Source organism: Kitasatospora sp. cg17-2 (genome assembly GCF_054031055.1).
The window spans coordinates 5,892,863-5,909,044 of sequence record NZ_CM132923.1 but is presented as its reverse complement, the minus strand read 5'-3'; the positions used below and the strand labels follow the sequence as shown (position 1 = coordinate 5,909,044).

Annotated in this window: 13 protein-coding genes; all 13 read right to left on the bottom strand. The window is 66.8% G+C overall.

The window, feature by feature from the left end:
• Window positions 1–11: 11 nt before the first annotated feature.
• Complete coding sequence (locus tag ACW14Y_RS24940) at window positions 12–995, bottom strand: ABC transporter permease (RefSeq protein ID WP_380305989.1); 984 nt, start codon at window positions 993–995, stop codon at window positions 12–14.
• Window positions 988–1,932: an ABC transporter permease gene (locus ACW14Y_RS24935; RefSeq protein ID WP_030397128.1), complete on the bottom strand. Its 945-nt coding sequence runs from the start codon at window positions 1,930–1,932 to the stop codon at window positions 988–990. The genes ACW14Y_RS24940 and ACW14Y_RS24935 overlap by 8 nt, the downstream gene beginning before the upstream one ends.
• 93 nt (window positions 1,933–2,025) lie before the next feature.
• On the bottom strand, window positions 2,026–3,672 hold the full coding sequence (locus ACW14Y_RS24930; protein ID WP_380305992.1) for a peptide ABC transporter substrate-binding protein: 1,647 nt from the start codon (window positions 3,670–3,672) through the stop codon (window positions 2,026–2,028).
• Between the two features lie 430 nt (window positions 3,673–4,102).
• Complete coding sequence (locus ACW14Y_RS24925) at window positions 4,103–5,206, bottom strand: ABC transporter ATP-binding protein (protein ID WP_380384923.1); 1,104 nt, start codon at window positions 5,204–5,206, stop codon at window positions 4,103–4,105.
• The gene (locus ACW14Y_RS24920; protein WP_380305996.1) at window positions 5,196–6,248 is read right to left on the bottom strand and encodes an ABC transporter ATP-binding protein; all 1,053 of its coding nucleotides are present in this window, start codon (window positions 6,246–6,248) and stop codon (window positions 5,196–5,198) included. Before ACW14Y_RS24920 ends, ACW14Y_RS24925 begins: the two co-directional genes overlap by 11 nt.
• 15 nt (window positions 6,249–6,263) lie before the next feature.
• Window positions 6,264–7,178, bottom strand: coding sequence for an ABC transporter permease (locus ACW14Y_RS24915; RefSeq protein WP_380306021.1), 915 nt, complete (start codon window positions 7,176–7,178; stop codon window positions 6,264–6,266).
• Window positions 7,179–7,254: 76 nt separating this feature from the next.
• A complete protein-coding gene (locus ACW14Y_RS24910; protein WP_380305998.1) occupies window positions 7,255–8,181 on the bottom strand; it encodes an ABC transporter permease in 927 nt (308 codons plus the stop codon).
• Window positions 8,182–8,266: 85 nt separating this feature from the next.
• Window positions 8,267–9,892, bottom strand: a complete 1,626-nt coding sequence (locus ACW14Y_RS24905; RefSeq protein WP_380306000.1) for a peptide ABC transporter substrate-binding protein — start codon at window positions 9,890–9,892, stop codon at window positions 8,267–8,269.
• Window positions 9,893–10,089: 197 nt separating this feature from the next.
• Window positions 10,090–11,106: an ABC transporter ATP-binding protein gene (locus ACW14Y_RS24900; RefSeq protein ID WP_380306002.1), complete on the bottom strand. Its 1,017-nt coding sequence runs from the start codon at window positions 11,104–11,106 to the stop codon at window positions 10,090–10,092.
• Window positions 11,099–12,148 (bottom strand): ABC transporter ATP-binding protein, encoded by a 1,050-nt coding sequence (locus ACW14Y_RS24895; protein WP_380306004.1) that lies wholly within the window; start codon window positions 12,146–12,148, stop codon window positions 11,099–11,101. The genes ACW14Y_RS24900 and ACW14Y_RS24895 overlap by 8 nt, the downstream gene beginning before the upstream one ends.
• Before the next feature lie 19 nt (window positions 12,149–12,167).
• Window positions 12,168–13,109 (bottom strand): ABC transporter permease, encoded by a 942-nt coding sequence (locus ACW14Y_RS24890; RefSeq protein WP_266271306.1) that lies wholly within the window; start codon window positions 13,107–13,109, stop codon window positions 12,168–12,170.
• The gene (locus ACW14Y_RS24885) at window positions 13,102–14,046 is read right to left on the bottom strand and encodes an ABC transporter permease (RefSeq protein ID WP_093860689.1); all 945 of its coding nucleotides are present in this window, start codon (window positions 14,044–14,046) and stop codon (window positions 13,102–13,104) included. The genes ACW14Y_RS24890 and ACW14Y_RS24885 overlap by 8 nt, the downstream gene beginning before the upstream one ends.
• A gap of 90 nt (window positions 14,047–14,136) precedes the next feature.
• Window positions 14,137–15,771, bottom strand: coding sequence for a peptide ABC transporter substrate-binding protein (locus ACW14Y_RS24880; protein WP_380306007.1), 1,635 nt, complete (start codon window positions 15,769–15,771; stop codon window positions 14,137–14,139).
• Between the last annotated feature and the right edge of the window lie 411 nt (window positions 15,772–16,182).

The following is a 16,182-nucleotide window of genomic DNA, read 5'->3' as shown; positions in this document are numbered from 1 at the left end:
CGCGGCCCTCCTCAGCGCAGCTTCGGGTCGAGGGCGTCGCGCACCGCGTCGCCGAGCATGATGAAGGCCAGGACGGTGACGCTCAGCACCGCGGCCGGGAAGAGCAGCACGTGCGGGGCGTTCAGGAAGCGGGCCTGGGCGTCGCTGATCATCAGACCCCAGGAGATCGCCGGGGACTGGATGCCGATGCCCAGGTAGGACAGCGCGGCCTCGGCGCCGATGTACACGCCCAGGTTGATCGTCGAGACCACGATCACCGGGGCGACGGCGTTCGGCAGGATGTGCCGGCCGACGATCCGGCCGGTGCCCGCCCCGAGCGCCCGGGCGGCCACCACGTAGTCGTTGTGCTTGTTGGCCAGTACCGCCGAGCGCATCAACCGGTAGATCTGCGGCCAGCCGAGCACGGCCATCACCGCGGAGACGGTCCAGGCGTTGCCCTCGCCCCAGGTGGACATGATCAGCATGCCGCCGAGCAGCAGCGGGATCGCGAAGAAGATCTCGGTGACCCGGGAGAGCACGCTGTCCCCGATCCCGCCGATCCAGCCGGCCCACAGGCCGAGGCTGCCGCCGACCAGGACCACCAGCGTGGTGGTCACCATGCCGACGATGATGGAGTTGCGGGCGCCCCAGATGGTGCGGGTGTAGATGTCGCAGCCCTGGACGTCGAAGCCGAACCAGTGCGAACCACTGGGCCGCTTCAGCGAGTCGGCCAGGTTGCAGAAGCCGCCGGCCCGCGGGTCCCCGTCGGTGAACAGCTGCGGGGCGACCGCCAGGACGACCATGAACAGCACCAGGAACCCGCCGATCAGGAACAGCGGGCTGCGCCGCAGGTCCGTCCAGGCGTCGGTCCAGAGACTGGCGACCCGTTCGCCCCCGGCGTCCGGCGCGCCGGAGCCCTTGGCGGTCGCGGCGGCCGGACCGCCCGCGGCCGACCCGGAGCCGGACTGCCCCGGGATCGCCGCGCCCGTGTTCTCGCTCTTCGTCGGCTCACTCATAGCGGATCCTCGGGTCCAGGACGGCGTACAGCAGGTCGACCACCAGGTTGGCGAACAGGTAGACCATCACCAGGGCGCTCACGATGCCCACGACGATGGTGCGTTCCCGCAGGTAGACGGACTGGAAGAGCTGGTGTCCGACGCCGGGGATGTTGAAGATGCCCTCGGTGATGACCGCGCCGCCCATCAGGCCGCCGAGGTCCATGCCCAGGAAGGTGACGATCGGGATCAGCGCGTTGCGCAGACCGTGCCGGACCACCACCCGCAGCGGACTGAGCCCCTTGGCCACCGCCGTCCGGACGTAGTCGGCCCGCATGACCTCGATCAGGCTGGTCCTGGTGAGCCGGGCGACGTACGCCAGTGAGGTCGAGGCCAGGACGTAGCCGGGCAGCAGGTACGAACGGAAACCGGCCTCCTCGTTGAAGGAGACCGGGAAGAAGTCGATGCCGTAGTCCGTGTTGAGCTTCACCCCGATGACCAGCTGGAGCACGAAGCCGATCACGAAGACCGGGATCGAGATGACCATGAGGGTCGAGATCAGCACCACGTTGTCGATGAACTTGCCGCGCCGCAGGGCGGCGACCACACCGGCGGTGACACCCACCGCCATCTCGATGGCCAGGGCGACGAACGCCAGGTTGATGGTGTACGGGAAGGCCCGCTGCATCACGTCGACCACCTGGTTGCCCCGGTAGTCCTCGCCGAAGTCGCCCTTGAACAGGCCGGTCAGGTAGTCCCAGTACTGGACGAAGAACGGGTCGTCGAGGTGGTACCGGTCCCGCAGGACGGCCACGACGGCGGGGTCCTGCCTCTTCTCACCGGCCAGTGCCGCGATGGGGTCACCAGGAAGCAGGAAGACCAGTGCGTAGATCAGGAACGTCGCGCCGAGGATCACAGGTATGGCCTGGATGATCCGGCGGACCACATAGCGGCCCATGCGGTCTCCTCATGATCGGGGCACGCCGGTGCCGGGCGGCACGGGGGTTGCCCGTGCCGCCCGCGCCGGCGTGCCGTTCGGACTGGACGGAGGTCAGGCCAGCTCGACGTTGGCGAGGTCGATCCGGTTCTGGGCGTCCACGACCACGTTCTTGACGGTCTTGGTGTAGGCCGCCGAGGTCATGTAGGTGTAGACCGGGATGTACGGCAGTTCCTTGATCAGGATGTCGTCGGCCTGCTGGTACAGCTTCTGGCCGTCCTCCACCGACTTCGCCTGGTCGGCCTGGTCCAGCAGCGCCTCGAACTGCTCGTTGACGTAGCCGCCGTAGTTGGAGCCGTTCTCGATCGCGACCTTGGAGAAGATCGGCCGCAGGTAGTTCTCCATGGACGGGTAGTCCATCTGCCAGGCCATCCGGAAGGCGCCGGAGTACTGCTTGGCGCCCAGCGCGTCCAGGATCTTGCCGAACTTCTCGAACGGCTTGAAGGTGACCTCGACGCCCAGGTTCTTCTTCAGCTGGTTGCCGACCGCCTCCATCCACTCCTTGTGGCCGCCGTCGGCGTTGTAGCCCAGCTCGATGGTGTTGTTCGGGACACCGCCGACGGAGTCCCACAGCGCCTTGGCCTTGGCCGGGTCGTACTTCGCCGCGTCGCCCATGGCGCCCTTGCGGTAGCCCGGGATGATCGGGCTGATGAAGTCGTCGGCCGGGACGCGGGTGCCCGAGAAGATGGTCTTGGTGATCGCCTCGCGGTCGATCGCCATCGAGATCGCCTTGCGGACCTCCGGCTTGCCGTACGCGGCCGGGTTGGTCGCGATCGGGAAGCCGATGAAGCCGACGCCGGACTCCGGCTTGTAGATGTAACGGTCACCGAATTCCTGGGCGACGGTTGCCATCGCCGAGATCGGGAGCTTGTTGGTGATCTGGATGTTGTTGGCCCGGAGGTCGTTGTAGGCTGTTTCCAGCTTGTCGTAAATCTTGAACGTGACGGAATCCAGCTTGGCCTTTCCGTCCGCCTCCGGGAAGTTCTCGTAGCGCTTGATCTTGATCTGCTGGTTGTGCTCCCACTTCCCGTCCATCTGGAACGGGCCATTGCCGATCGGGGACTCCTCGAAAGCCTTCTTGTCCTGGAAGAAGGCCTTCGGCAGCGGGTAGAAGGCGGTGTAACCCAGCATGACCTTGAACTGCGAGAACGGGGCGCTCAGCGTGACGGTGAAGGTCTTGTCGTCGATGACCTTCAGGCCCTTGAGCTTGTCCGTGGTCGGCTTCTTGTCCTTGCCCGGGGACAGCTCCTCGGAACCCTCGATCTTGGAGAAGAAGGGCAGGCCCTCGGCCGCGTTGTCCTGGTTGGCGCCCCAGTTCCACGCGTCGACGAAGGACTGCGCGGTGACCTTCTCGCCGTTGTGGAAGGTGTAGCCGTCCTTCAGCTTGATCGTCCAGACCTTGCTGTCGGGGGTCTCGATGGACTCCGCGACCCGCAGGCCCGGCTCGTTCGTCTTGCGGTCGTACTCGACCAGGCCGGCGAAGACCTGCGCCAGCACCTGGGCACCCTCGGACTCCGCGGTGTTCTGCGGGATCAGACCGTGCTGCGGCTCACCCGACTCGATGCTGATCGAGCCGCCCTTCTTGCCCGACGCGTTCGCCCCGTCCGAGGCCTTCTTGCCGCTGCCGGTGGTGCACGCGGAGATCGCGAGCGCGGTGCACGCGGCCAGCGCGGTCCAGCGCATCGTCTTGGTGAGCCTCATTCAACTGCTCCTCGTTTTAGGGGCTTGGGAACGAACGGCGCCCCGCCAGTCGGTGTGCCGCACGGCGGGGGTCGACATCTCAGGGCCGATCCGCACAGCCGGCGAGGTGACCACTGATACGCGCAGAGCAACTATCGATCACCCGACCCCTTCGGTGGAATCGCCGTCACATCTCTTTTCAATTACAGGCCGGGATCAAGCCATGACAATGCTCGGCAAATTCCGCCAAATCGCGCGCGGAAGCATCGGTTCCGCTTTCCGAATAGCGAACCGATAACACCGGTATTCGAATATTTACGAAGCGTAATGATCAATTTCGATGATCACTCGTCTCCACCCGCCGGAATTCCCGCAGGTCGGCGGGTGGACAAAAAGGGAGCGCGCCCTCCAGAAGGAGGACGCGCTCCGCCGACGGGGCAGGGCCCCGCTGTCAACCGCTTTCCGACCGTTCGCTCGGGGTCGTCCCCCCGCGCTCGGCCGCGAAATGGCAGGCCGACTCGTGCGCGGCGAGCCCGGACAGCGTCGACGGCACGGCCAGCAGCGGGACCTCGGTCGAGCACCGCTCCTGGGCCAGCCAGCAGCGGGTGCGGAAGCGGCAGCCGGACGGCGGGTTGGCCGGCGAGGGAACGTCCCCCGTCAGCACGATCCGGTCCCGGATCTCGCGCGCCGCCGGGTCCGGCACCGGCACCGCGGACAGCAGCGCCTGGGTGTACGGATGGGTGGCGTGGTCGTAGATCTCCAGGTCACTGCCGATCTCGACCATCTTGCCGAGGTACATCACGCCGACCCGGTCGGAGATGTGCCGGACGATCGAGAGGTCGTGGGCGATGAACATGTACGAGAGGTTGAACTCCCCCTGGAGCTGCTCCAGCAGGTTGATCACCTGGGCCTGGACCGAGACGTCCAGCGCCGAGACCGGCTCGTCGCAGATGATCACCTCCGGCTTGAGCGCCAGGCCGCGGGCGATGCCGATGCGCTGGCGCTGACCGCCGGAGAACTGGTGCGGGTACCGGTTGATGTACTCCGGATTGAGGCCGACGACGTCCAGCAGGTCCTGGACCGCCTTGCGGCGGTCGCCCTTGGGCGCCACCTCGGGGTGGATCTCGAAGGGCTCGCCGATGATGTCGCCGACGGTCATGCGCGGGTTCAGTGAGGTGTACGGGTCCTGGAACACCATCTGGATGTTCCGGCGCACCGCCTTCAGCCCGGACCCGGAGAGCTTGGAGATCTCCTCGCCCTTGTACTTCACCGAGCCGCCGGTGGCCGGCTCCAGGTTCATCAGCACCTTGGCCAGCGTGGACTTGCCGCAGCCGGACTCACCGACGATGCCCAGCGTCTCGCCCTGCATCAGGTCGAAGGAGACCCCGTCGACCGCCTTCACCGCACCGATCTGCTTCTTGAACAGCACGCCCTTGGTGAGCGGGAAGTGCTTGATCAGGTCGCGGACTTCGAGGATCGGCTCGCCGCTCGCCACCTCCTGGGCGAAGGCGGCCTCCGCCGGCGAGTCGAGTGCGCCGGCCCCGTCAACGGTCATGGAGGGTCTCCTTCCAGAAGAAGCAGGCGCTGCCCCGCCCGGCCAGTTCGGTGCCGTCGTCACCGGTGACCGGGAACAGCTCCGGCACGTCCTGCCGGCAGACGTCCTGGGCCCTCGGGCAGCGCGGATTGAACGCACAGCCCGGCGGGATCCGCAGCAGGTTGGGCGGCAGGCCCTTGATCGCGTACAGCTCCTGGCCCTTCTGGTCCAGGCGCGGGATCGAGTCCAGCAGTCCCCGGGTGTACGGGTGGGCCGGGCGGGCGTACAGCTCGTGCACGGGTGCCGTCTCCACGATCCGGCCCGCGTACATCACCGCGATCTTGTCGGCGACGTCCGCGACCACGCCCAGGTCGTGGGTGATCAGGATCAGGCCCATGTGGAACTCGGCCTGGAGCTCCGCGAGCAGGTCCATCACCTGGGCCTGGACGGTGACGTCCAGCGCCGTGGTGGGCTCGTCCGCGATGATCAGGTCCGGCTCCAGCGCCAGCGCCATCGCGATCATGATGCGCTGGCGCATACCGCCGGAGAACTGGTGCGGATAGTCGTTGACCCGGTCCTTGGCGGCCGGGATGCGCACCCGCTCCATCAGCTCGACGGCCTTCTCCTTGGCCTCCTTGCGCGAGCTCTTGTGGTGGGCCCGGAACATCTCGCCGAGCTGGAAGCCCACGGTCAGCACCGGGTTCAGCGAGGACAGCGCGTCCTGGAAGATCATCGCGATCTTCTGGCCCCGGATCCGGCGCCGCCGCTCCTTGTCCATCCCCAGCATGTCCTCGCCGCGGAAGCGGATCTCGCCGCGGGGGATCCGGGCCGGCGGCATGTCGAGGATGCCCATGATCGCCTGCGCGGTCACCGACTTGCCCGAACCGGACTCGCCGAGCACCGCCAGCGTCTCCCCCGCCGCCACCGAGTAGCTCACCCCGTTGACGGCCTTGGCCACGCCGTCCCGGGTGACGAACTCGACGTGCAGGTCGCGGACGTCGAGCAACGGGCCCTCGTACGGTGCCTCCCGGCGGGAGGTGCCGGTGTCGACTGCTGTGGTCACGATGCGTCCCCTCGCTCAGCGAAGCTTCGGGTCGAGGGCGTCGCGCACCGCGTCGCCCAGCATGATGAAGGCCAGGACGGTGATGGAGAGCGCCGCGGCCGGGAAGAAGAGCACGTACGGCGCCGTCCGGATCACCTTCTGGGCCGAGGAGATGTCGATGCCCCAGGAGATGGTCGGGTCCTGCAGGCCGATGCCGAGGAAGCTCAGCGTCGCCTCGGTGGCGATGTAGCCGCCGAGCGCGATGGTCGCCACCACGATCACCGGGGCGACCGCGTTCGGCAGGATGTGCCGGACCATCAGCCGTCCGGTGCCGGCGCCGAGCGCCTTCCCGGCCATCACGTAGTCGGCCTGCTTGACGGTCAGCACCGCGCCGCGCATGACCCGGGCGATCTGGGTCCAGCCCAGCACGCCGAGGGCGAAGACCACGGTCCACACCGTGCGGGTGGAGAAGGCGTTCAGCAGGACCAGTGCGCCGAGCAGCAGCGGGATGCCGAAGAAGATGTCGATGATCCGGGAGAGCAGCGCGTCCACCGGGCCGCCGAAGTAGCCGGCCACCATGCCGCACAGCCCGCCGAGCAGGGTGACGATGGCGGTCACGAAGATGCCGACGGTGATCGAGGCCCGGGCGCCGTAGACGACCCGGGCGTAGATGGAGCGGCCCTGGCCGTCGTAGCCGAACCAGCCCGCGCCGAAGAAGTCGGTCCAGTCCGGCCGCTTCAGGTAGTCGTTGACCAGGTCGGCCTTGCGCGGGTCGGCGTCGGTGAACGCCCCGGGGAAGATCGCCATCACGATCAGCAGCACGATCAGCACCGCCGAGATCAGGAAGATCGGGCGCCGCCGGAGGTCCCGCCAGGCGTCGCCCCAGAGGCTGCGGGCCTCTTCCCGCTTCTCCGGGTCCGGCTCGACCAGGGTCTCCTGCTCGACCGCCATGCCCTGCTCGCCGGCGTAGTCCAGGTGGTCCACTCCCGGCTTGGGGTGCCGCTCGTAGGAACTCTCGTCGTGCATGTCAGGCATAGCGGATCCTCGGGTCCAGGACCGCGTAGAGCAGGTCGACGACGAGGGAGGCCACCAGGTAGACGATCACCAGTACGGTGACGATGCCGACCACGGTGGGCCCCTCCTTCTGGTTGATCGCCCGGTACAGGACGTTGCCGATGCCCTGCACGTTGAAGATCCCCTCGGTGACGATCGCGCCGCCCATCAGCGCGCCGAGGTCGGTACCGAGGAAGGTGACCACCGGGATCAGCGAGTTGCGCAGCAGGTGGCGGGTGACGATGGTGCGCCGGGGCAGGCCCTTGGCGACCGCCGTGCGCATGTAGTCGGCCCGCAGGTTCTCGCCGATCGAGGTCCGGGTGAGCCGGGCGACGAACGCGAGCGAGAGCGAGCCCAGCACGACGGCGGGGAGGATCAGCTGCGACAGGTCCGTGGAGTCCTGCACCGTCGGAGTGACCCAGCCCAGATTGGTGGCGAAGACCGTCTGGGCGATGTACGCCAGCACGAAGACCGGGATGGAGATCACCAGCAGGGTGAGCACCAGGACCAGGGTGTCCTGGATGCTGCCGCGCCTGAGGCCGGAGACCAGGCCGAGCAGCAGGCCGAAGACCAGCTCGAAGGCGAAGGCCATCAGGGCCAGCCGGATGGTGACCGGGAAGGCGTCCGCCATGATATCGCTGACCGGACGGCCGGTGAAGCTGGTCCCGAAGTCCCCCTGGAAGAGGTTCCCCATGTAGTGCAGGTACTGCTTCCAGATCGGCTGGTCCAGGTAGTACTTGTGCTTGATGCTGGCCACCACGGCGGGGTCCGCGGCCTTGTCCCCGAACAGCGCCGAGACCGGGTCGCCCGGCAGTGTGTAGACCATCAGGAAGATCAGCAGCGTGGTGCCGAAGAACACCGGGATCATCTGCAGCACCCGCCGCAGCACATAACTGCCCATTCGAGCCTCCTTCCTAGGGATGTGATCGAGTGCCCGGGGCCCCGCCCTCCGTGCGGGAAGGGCGGGGCCTGCGCGAGGGAGCTCGTCAGCCCTTGATCTCGACCTGGGTCCAGGCCGGGTTGCCGAAGGAGTCGAACTTCACGTTCTGGACCTTGGTGGAGTAGCCCGAGTTGGTGCGGTAGTACCAGAGCGGGATGGCCGGCATGCCACTGGCCAGCACGGCCTCGGCCTGCTGGTAGCCGGTCACCGAGTCCGCCACGCTGGGGGCCTGGTCGGCCTGGGTGGAGAGCTGGTCGAACTGCGGGTTGCTGTAGCCGAAGTCGTTGGACGCGGCGCCGGTGCGGTAGACGTCGGCCAGGAAGTTGGCGTTCAGCGGGTAGTCCTGGACCCAGCCGGTGCGGAAGGCGCCGTTGATCTGGTGGCCGGTGATCGCCGCGCGGGCGGTCTTGAAGTCGGGCCTGGGGTCGCCCACGCAGTCCACGCCGGTGCTCTGCCGGATCGAGTTGCAGACCGCGTCGACCCACTCCTTGTGGCCGCCGTCGGCGTTGTAGGTGATGGTCAACCGGTTGCCGGGGACGCCGCCGCCCTCGGTGACCAGCTGCTTGGCCTGGGCCGCGTTGAAGGTGCAGAACTGGCCGCACTGGCCGTCCTTGTAGCCCTCGACGCCCTCGGCCACCCAGGCGGTGGCCGGCTTGCGCGAGCCCTGGAGCACCGTCTTGGTGATGGTGTCGCGGTCGATCGCCATCGACAGGCCCTGACGGACCTTCGCCTTGTCCGGGGAGGCCCAGTCGGCCTGGTAGAGCGTGAAGCCGATGTTCTGGATGGCGCCCTGGGGCGCGTCGATCGCCCGGTCCCCCAGGTCGGTCTTGTAGGTGGCCAGGGCGGAGGGCGGCACCTGGTCCATCACGTCCAGGTTGTTGGACTGGAGGTCGGCGTAGGCGGCCTCGGCGGTGCTGTACATCTTGAAGACGACGCCGCCGTTCTTCGGCTTGTCCACGCCCTGGTAGTTCGCGAAGGCCTTGGTGGTCAGCTGCTGGTTGTGGTCCCAGCTGACGAACTGGTACGGGCCGTTGCCGACCGGCTTCTGCCCGTACCCGGCGGGGTCGCTGAAGAAGGCGTCCGGCAGCGGGGAGAAGGCGATGTAGCCGAGCTTGTACTCGAAGTACGAGACCTTGCCGGTCAGCTTGACCGTGAAGTGCAGGTCGTCGACGACGGTGAGCCCGGACATCTTGTCGGTGGCCGGCTGGCCGCTCGCCGGGTGGACGTCCTGGTAGCCCTCGATGTCGGAGAACCAGGAGCTGTTGATCTGGTTGTTGGCGGTGGTCGCGGCCCAGTTCCAGGCGTCCACGAAGTTCTTGGCGTGCACCGGGGTGCCGTCGTGGAACGTCCAGCCGTCCTTCAGCGTGATGGTGTAGGTCTGCGAGTCACTGGTGTCGATCTTGTCCGCGACCTGCATCCGGATCTTCGCGTTCGAGGGGTCGTAGTCGACCAGCCCCTTGAAGAGGTTCTGGATGATGCGCCCGCCGCCGGTCTCGTTGGCGTTGGCCGGCTGCAGCGGATTCTGCGGCTCACTGCTCTGGTAGCTGAAGGTCTTGGAGCTGTCCGACGAACCGCTGCTGCCGCCCCCGCCACTGCTGCTGCACCCGCTGGCCACCAGGGCCACGGACGTCGCTGCGGCGAGGACCCATCGAGCACGGGTGGCCACGGGCATGGAGGTCCCTCCTCAAGGTGTGTGACGCATCACACCCCATGAGAAGCGCGGCACCGTCGCGGCGCGAGTCGGGTACCCCCGGACGGGTGCACGGACGCCCCGCCCGATTGACGCCGCGTCCGGCCCGGCCGGAAAACGCCGGAGGGGCCCGTGCCGCGAACGGCTACGGGCCCCTCCGGGCGGGGTCGGACGCGGGATCAGGCCGCGACCGGCTCCCGGACGGCGGCGAAGTGGCACGCCGACTCGTGCTTGGCCGCACCGCTCAGCACCTCGGGCACCGCCAGCAGCGGGACCTCGGTCGAGCAGCGCTCCTCCGCCTTCCAGCACCGGGTGCGGAAGCGGCAACCCGACGGCGGGTTGGCCGGCGAGGGGATGTCACCGGTCAGGATGATCCGGTCACGGGACTCACGGGCCGCCGGGTCCGGCACCGGCACCGCGGACAGCAGCGCCTGGGTGTACGGGTGGGTGGCGTTCTCGTAGATCTCCTCGTCCGTGCCGATCTCGACCATCTTGCCGAGGTACATCACGCCGACGCGGTCGGAGATGTGCCGGACGATGGAGAGGTCGTGGGCGATGAACATGTAGGAGAGCTCGAACTCGTCCTGCAGCTGCTCCAGCAGGTTGATCACCTGGGCCTGGACCGAGACGTCCAGGGCGGAGACCGGCTCGTCGCAGATGATGATCTCGGGCTTGAGGGCCAGGCCGCGGGCGATGCCGATGCGCTGGCGCTGACCGCCGGAGAACTGGTGCGGGTACCGGTTGATGTACTCCGGGTTCAGGCCGACGACGTCCAGCAGGTCCTGGACCGCCTTGCGGCGGTCACCCTTGGGCGCCACCTCGGGGTGGATCTCGAAGGGCTCGCCGATGATGTCGCCGACCGTCATGCGCGGGTTCAGCGAGGTGTACGGGTCCTGGAACACCATCTGGATGTTCCGGCGGACGGCCTTGAGGCCGGCGCCGGACAGCTTGGAGATGTCCTCGCCCTTGAACAGGACCTGGCCGGAGGTGGCCCGCTCCAGGTTCATCAGCACCTTGGCCAGCGTGGACTTGCCACAGCCGGACTCACCGACGATGCCCAGCGTCTCGCCCCGAGCCAGCTCGAAGGAGACGCCGTCGACGGCCTTGACGGCGCCGACCTGCTTCTTGAACAGGATGCCCTGGGTCAGCGGGTAGTGCTTGACCAGGTCCTTGACCTCCAGGATGGGCTCAGCCATGGAGGGTCTCCTTCCAGAGGTGGCACGCGCTGCGGCGGCCCGTGAGCTCCTTGCCGTCCTTGTCGCTCACCTGGTGCAGCTTCGGGATGTCCGTGCGGCACAGGTCGGTGGCGACGTCACAGCGGGGGTTGAACGCGCAGCCGGCCGGAACCTTGAGCAGGTTCGGGGGCAGGCCCTTGATCGCGTACAGCTCCTGGCCCTTCTGGTCCAGGCGCGGGATCGAGCGGAGCAGGCCCTTGGTGTACGGGTGCGCCGGGTTGGCGTACAGCTCGTGCACCGGGGCGGTCTCGACGATCCGTCCGGCGTACATCACGGCGATCTTGTCCGCGACGTCGGCGACCACGCCGAGGTCGTGGGTGATCAGGATCAGGCCCATGTTGTACTCGGCCTGGAGCTCCGCGAGCAGGTCCATCACCTGGGCCTGGACGGTGACGTCCAGGGCGGTGGTGGGCTCGTCCGCGATGATCAGGTCGGGCTCCATGGAGAGCGCCATGGCGATCATGATGCGCTGGCGCATACCGCCGGAGAACTGGTGCGGGTAGTCCCCGACGCGCTGCCTGGCGGCGGGGATGCGCACCCGCTCCATCAGCTCGATGGCCTTCTCGCGGGCCTCCTTCTTGGAGGAGCCGCGGTGCACCCGGAACATCTCGCCGAGCTGGGCGCCGACGGTCATCACCGGGTTCAGCGAGGACAGCGCGTCCTGGAAGATCATCGCGATCTTCTGGCCGCGGATCTGCCGGCGGTCCTCCTCGCTCATCGCGAGCATGTCCTGCCCGCGGAAGAGGATCTGGCCCTGGCTGATCTTGCCCGGCGGCATGTCGAGGATGCCCATGATGGTCTGGGCGGTCACCGACTTGCCGGAGCCCGACTCGCCGAGCACCGCCAGCGTCTCACCGGCGGCGACGGAGTAGTTGACTCCGTTCACGGCCTTGGCGACGCCGTCCCGAGTGTGGAACTCCACGTGGAGGTCCTTGACCTCCAGCAGCGGGGTGCCAACCTCCAGGCGGCCGTTCTTCTGGTTCTTCTCGATCACGGTGGTCATCGGGTCGTCACCTCTTCTCTCAGCGGAGCTTCGGGTCGAGGGCGTCGCGGACCGCGTCGCCGAGCATGATGAAGGCCAGTACGGTGACGCTCAGTACGGCCGACGGGAAGAGCAGGACGTGCGGCGCGTCGAGGAAGCGGACCGACGCGTCACTGATCATCAGGCCCCAGGAGATCTCCGGCGGCTGGACGCCGATGCCCAGGTAGGACAGGGCGGCCTCGGCGCCGATGTAGACACCCAGCGAGATCGCGGACACGACGATCACCGGCGCGATGGCGTTCGGCAGGATGTGCCGGAAGGTGATCCGGCCGGCGCCGGCGCCGAGGGCGCGGGCGGCCATCACGTAGTCGTTGTTCTTGTTGGCCAGCACCGAGGCACGCATGATGCGGAAGATCTGCGGCCAGCCGAGCACGGTCATGACGACCGAGACGGTCCAGGCGTTGCCCTTGCCGAGCATCGACATGATCAGCATGCCGCCGAGCAGCAGCGGGATCGAGAAGAAGATCTCGGTGAAGCGGGACAGGATCGAGTCGACGATCCCGCCCTTCCAGCCGGCCAGCAGGCCGAGCAGGGCACCGACCAGCGTGACCATCGAGGTCGTCAGGACACCGACGATGATCGAGTTGCGGGCACCCCACACCGTACGGGTGTAGATGTCGCAGCCCTGGACGTCGAAGCCGAACCAGTGCTCGGCGCTCGGGCGCTTCAGCGAGTCGGCCAGGTCGCACGCGTTGTTGTCGAACGGGCTCCCGTCCGTGAACCAGCCCGGCACGACGGCCAGGACGATCAGGAACGACACCAGCACTGCGCCGATGATGAAGACCGGGTTGCGGCGCAGGTCGCGCAGGGCGTCCGACCAGAGGCTGGCGACGCGCTCCGGCTTCTGCTTCTTCTCCGGCGAGGACTTGGGGGTGTTGTCCCCGGAAGGGGCCTCGGCGCCCTTGGTGATGGTCTCACTCATAGCGGATCCTCGGGTCGAGCACGGCGTACAGCATGTCCACGAGCAGGGTGGTGACCAGGTAGATCATCACCAGCAGCGTGACGACGCCGACGATGATGGTGCCCTGCTTCTGGTACACGGCCTGGGCGAGCAGACCGCCGATGCCGTGAATGTTGAAGATCTTCTCGGTGATGACCGCGCCGCCCATCAGACCGCCGAGGTCGGCACCGAGGAAGGTGACGATCGGGATCAGGGCGTTGCGCAGGGCGTGCCGACCGATGACCCGGCGCTTCTTCAGACCCTTGGCGACCGCGGTGCGGACGTAGTCCGCGCGCATCGTCTCCATCAGGCTGGTGCGGGTCAGTCGGGCCACGTACGCGAGCGAGGTCGAGGCCAGCACGAAGGCCGGCAGCAGGTAGCCGCGCAGCCCGTCTTCCTCGTTGAACGAGACGGAGAAGATCTCGATGCCGTAGTCGTTCTTCAACTTGACGCCGAGGACGAGCTGGAGCACGAAGCCGGTGACGAAGACCGGGATCGAGATCACGAACAGCGTGCTGATGAGGACCAGTTGGTCCAGGAACTTGCCCTTGCGCAGGGCCGCCATGACGCCCGCCAGCACACCGATGATCGCCTCGATGACGAAAGCCACGATGGCGAGGTTCACGGTGAACGGGAACGCCTCGCTGATCATGTCGCTGACCTGGCGACCCGTCAGGCTCTCGCCCAGGTTCCCCTGGAAGACGCCCGTGATGTAGTTCCAGTACTGGAGCAGGAACGGGTCGTTCAGGTGGTACTTCTGGCGGATCATCTCCGCCACGATCGGGTCGGCCTTCTTCTCACCGGCCAGCGCCTGCACCGGGTCGCCGGGCAGGCTGAAGCACAGCCAGTAGATCAGGAACGTCGCGCCGATCAGGACAGGGATCGCCTGTATCAGTCGGCGGATCACATAGCGGCCCATCAGACCTCCACACTTTCGGACAAGGAAGGGAGGCGGGAGGACTCGGACTGTAGTCCGGTCCGCCCGCCCCCGATCGTCTGATTAACCGGATCAGCCGGCGAGCTCGACCTCGTCCAGGTTCATGCGACCCTGGGCGTCGGTGTCGAAGTTCTTGATCTTCTTGCTGTACGCCGCGGACGACATGTAGGTGTAGACCGGGATGTACGGCAGGTCCTCGATGAGGACGTCATCGGCCTGCTGGTACAGCTTCAGGCCCTCCTCCGGGCTCTTCGCCTGGTCGGCCTGGTCCAGCAGCGACTCGAACTTCTCGTTGACGTAGCCGCCGTAGTTCGAGCCGTTCTCGATCGCGACCTTCGAGAAGATCGGACGCTCGTAGTTCTCGATCGACGGGTAGTCCATCGACCACGCCATGCGGAAGGCACCGGAGTACTGCTTCTCGCCCAGCGCGTCCAGGATCTTGCCGAACTTCTCGAACGGCTTGGTGGTGACCTCGACGCCCAGGTTCTTCTTCAGCTGGTTGGCGACGGCCTCGATCCACTCCTTGTGGCCACCATCGGCGTTGTAACCCAGCTCGATGGTGTTGTTCGGGACGCCACCGACGGAGTCCCACAGCGCCTTGGCCTTGGTCGGGTCGTACTTCGCCGCGTCGCCCATGGCGCCCTTGCGGTAGCCCGGGATCAGCGGGTTGACGAAGTCGTCGGCCGGGACGCGGGTGCCCGAGAAGATGGTCTTGGTGATCGCCTCGCGGTCGATCGCCATCGAGATCGCCTTGCGGACCTCCGGCTTGCCGTAGGTCGCCGGGTTGGTGGCGATCGGGAAGCCGATGTAGCCGACGCCGGACTCCGGCTTGTAGATGTAGCGGTCGCCGAACTCGCCCTTGACCGTGCCCATGGCCGAGATCGGGAGCTTGTCGGTCGCCTGGATGTTGTCGGCGCGCAGGTCGTTGTACGCCGTCTCCAGCTTGTCGTAGATCTTGAAGGTCACGCCCTGCAGCTTCGCCTTGCCGTCGGAGGCCGGGAAGTTGTCATAGCGCTTGATCTTGATCTGCTGGTTGTGCTCCCACTTGCCGTCCATCTGGAACGGGCCGTTGCCGATGGGGGCCTCTTCGAAGGTCTTCTTGTCCTGGAAGAAGGCCTTCGGCAGCGGGTAGAACGCGTTGTAGCCCAGCATGGTCTTGAACTGGGAGAACGGGTTGCTCAGCGAGACGGTGAAGGTCTTGTCGTCGACGACCGTCAGGCCCTTGAGCTTGTCGGTGGTCGGCTTCTTGTCCTTGCCCGGGGCCAGGTCCTCGGAGCCCTCGATCTTGGCGAAGAACGGCAGGCCCTCGGCCGCGTTGTCCTGGTTGGCGCCCCAGTTCCACGCGTCGACGAAGGACTGCGCGGTGACCTTCTCACCGTTGTGGAAGGTGTAGCCGTCCTTCAGCTTGATCGTCCACAGCTTGCTGTCGGGAGACTCGATCGACTCGGCGACGCGGAGCTTCGGCTCGTTGGTCTTGGTGTCGTACTCGATCAGGCCGGCGAACAGTGCGCCGAGCACCTCGGCACCCTCGGACTCCGCGGTGTTCTGCGGGATCAGACCGTGCTGCGGCTCACCGAGCTGAACGGCGATGGTGCCGCCGCCGGAGGCAGCCTTGTCGGTGCTCTTCGAGCTGGTGCTGCAGGCGGTCGCCGCGAGAGCGATCGCGGTCGCTGCCACGAGCCACTTGGTCTGGGTTGCACCACGCATGGGGGGATGCCTCCTGAATTCGACTTTCCAACGAGGAGAGCACCGCGGTCGGTTGTCGCCGGTCCGCTGTGCCGTCCGCGCTCGTGGTTTCGGCGCGCACCCCTGCGCGTTAACCCTTGACCCGAGCCTGACTGCACCCACTATGTGTCACCCATGGACACGAAAGTGACCACTGCCGATCTCAATTAGGTCACATGAACGGTCGGTAAGTTTCGAAAATCGGACATAAGAGACATACTCAGACAGGCATCAAACGGACAGTCGTCATGAATGACGGACTGTCACGTTCGCTCAGCGGACACCTTGACGTGGTAAGCGCTATTCGGTTTATACCTGCGCCGGCACCGTCGAGTTGTTGAAAAAGTTCGCCCCCCTCTCCATCGGAAAGGGGGGCGACGGTTTCCGGCCGAA

Excerpts from the sequence above, each read along its gene's own strand:
- ACW14Y_RS24895 (WP_380306004.1), bottom strand. The coding sequence starts at position 12,148 with ATGACCACCGTGATCGAGAAGAACCAGAAGAACGGCCGCCTGGAGGTT.
- ACW14Y_RS24935 (WP_030397128.1), bottom strand. The coding sequence starts at position 1,932 with ATGGGCCGCTATGTGGTCCGCCGGATCATCCAGGCCATACCTGTGATC.
- ACW14Y_RS24910 (WP_380305998.1), bottom strand. The coding sequence starts at position 8,181 with ATGGGCAGTTATGTGCTGCGGCGGGTGCTGCAGATGATCCCGGTGTTC.
- ACW14Y_RS24925 (WP_380384923.1), bottom strand. The coding sequence starts at position 5,206 with ATGACCGTTGACGGGGCCGGCGCACTCGACTCGCCGGCGGAGGCCGCC.
- ACW14Y_RS24890 (WP_266271306.1), bottom strand. The coding sequence starts at position 13,109 with ATGAGTGAGACCATCACCAAGGGCGCCGAGGCCCCTTCCGGGGACAAC.
- ACW14Y_RS24915 (WP_380306021.1), bottom strand. The coding sequence starts at position 7,178 with ATGGCGGTCGAGCAGGAGACCCTGGTCGAGCCGGACCCGGAGAAGCGG.
- ACW14Y_RS24885 (WP_093860689.1), bottom strand. The coding sequence starts at position 14,046 with ATGGGCCGCTATGTGATCCGCCGACTGATACAGGCGATCCCTGTCCTG.
- ACW14Y_RS24880 (WP_380306007.1), bottom strand. The coding sequence starts at position 15,771 with ATGCGTGGTGCAACCCAGACCAAGTGGCTCGTGGCAGCGACCGCGATC.
- ACW14Y_RS24900 (WP_380306002.1), bottom strand. The coding sequence starts at position 11,106 with ATGGCTGAGCCCATCCTGGAGGTCAAGGACCTGGTCAAGCACTACCCG.
- ACW14Y_RS24940 (WP_380305989.1), bottom strand. The coding sequence starts at position 995 with ATGAGTGAGCCGACGAAGAGCGAGAACACGGGCGCGGCGATCCCGGGG.
- ACW14Y_RS24905 (WP_380306000.1), bottom strand. The coding sequence starts at position 9,892 with ATGCCCGTGGCCACCCGTGCTCGATGGGTCCTCGCCGCAGCGACGTCC.
- ACW14Y_RS24930 (WP_380305992.1), bottom strand. The coding sequence starts at position 3,672 with ATGAGGCTCACCAAGACGATGCGCTGGACCGCGCTGGCCGCGTGCACC.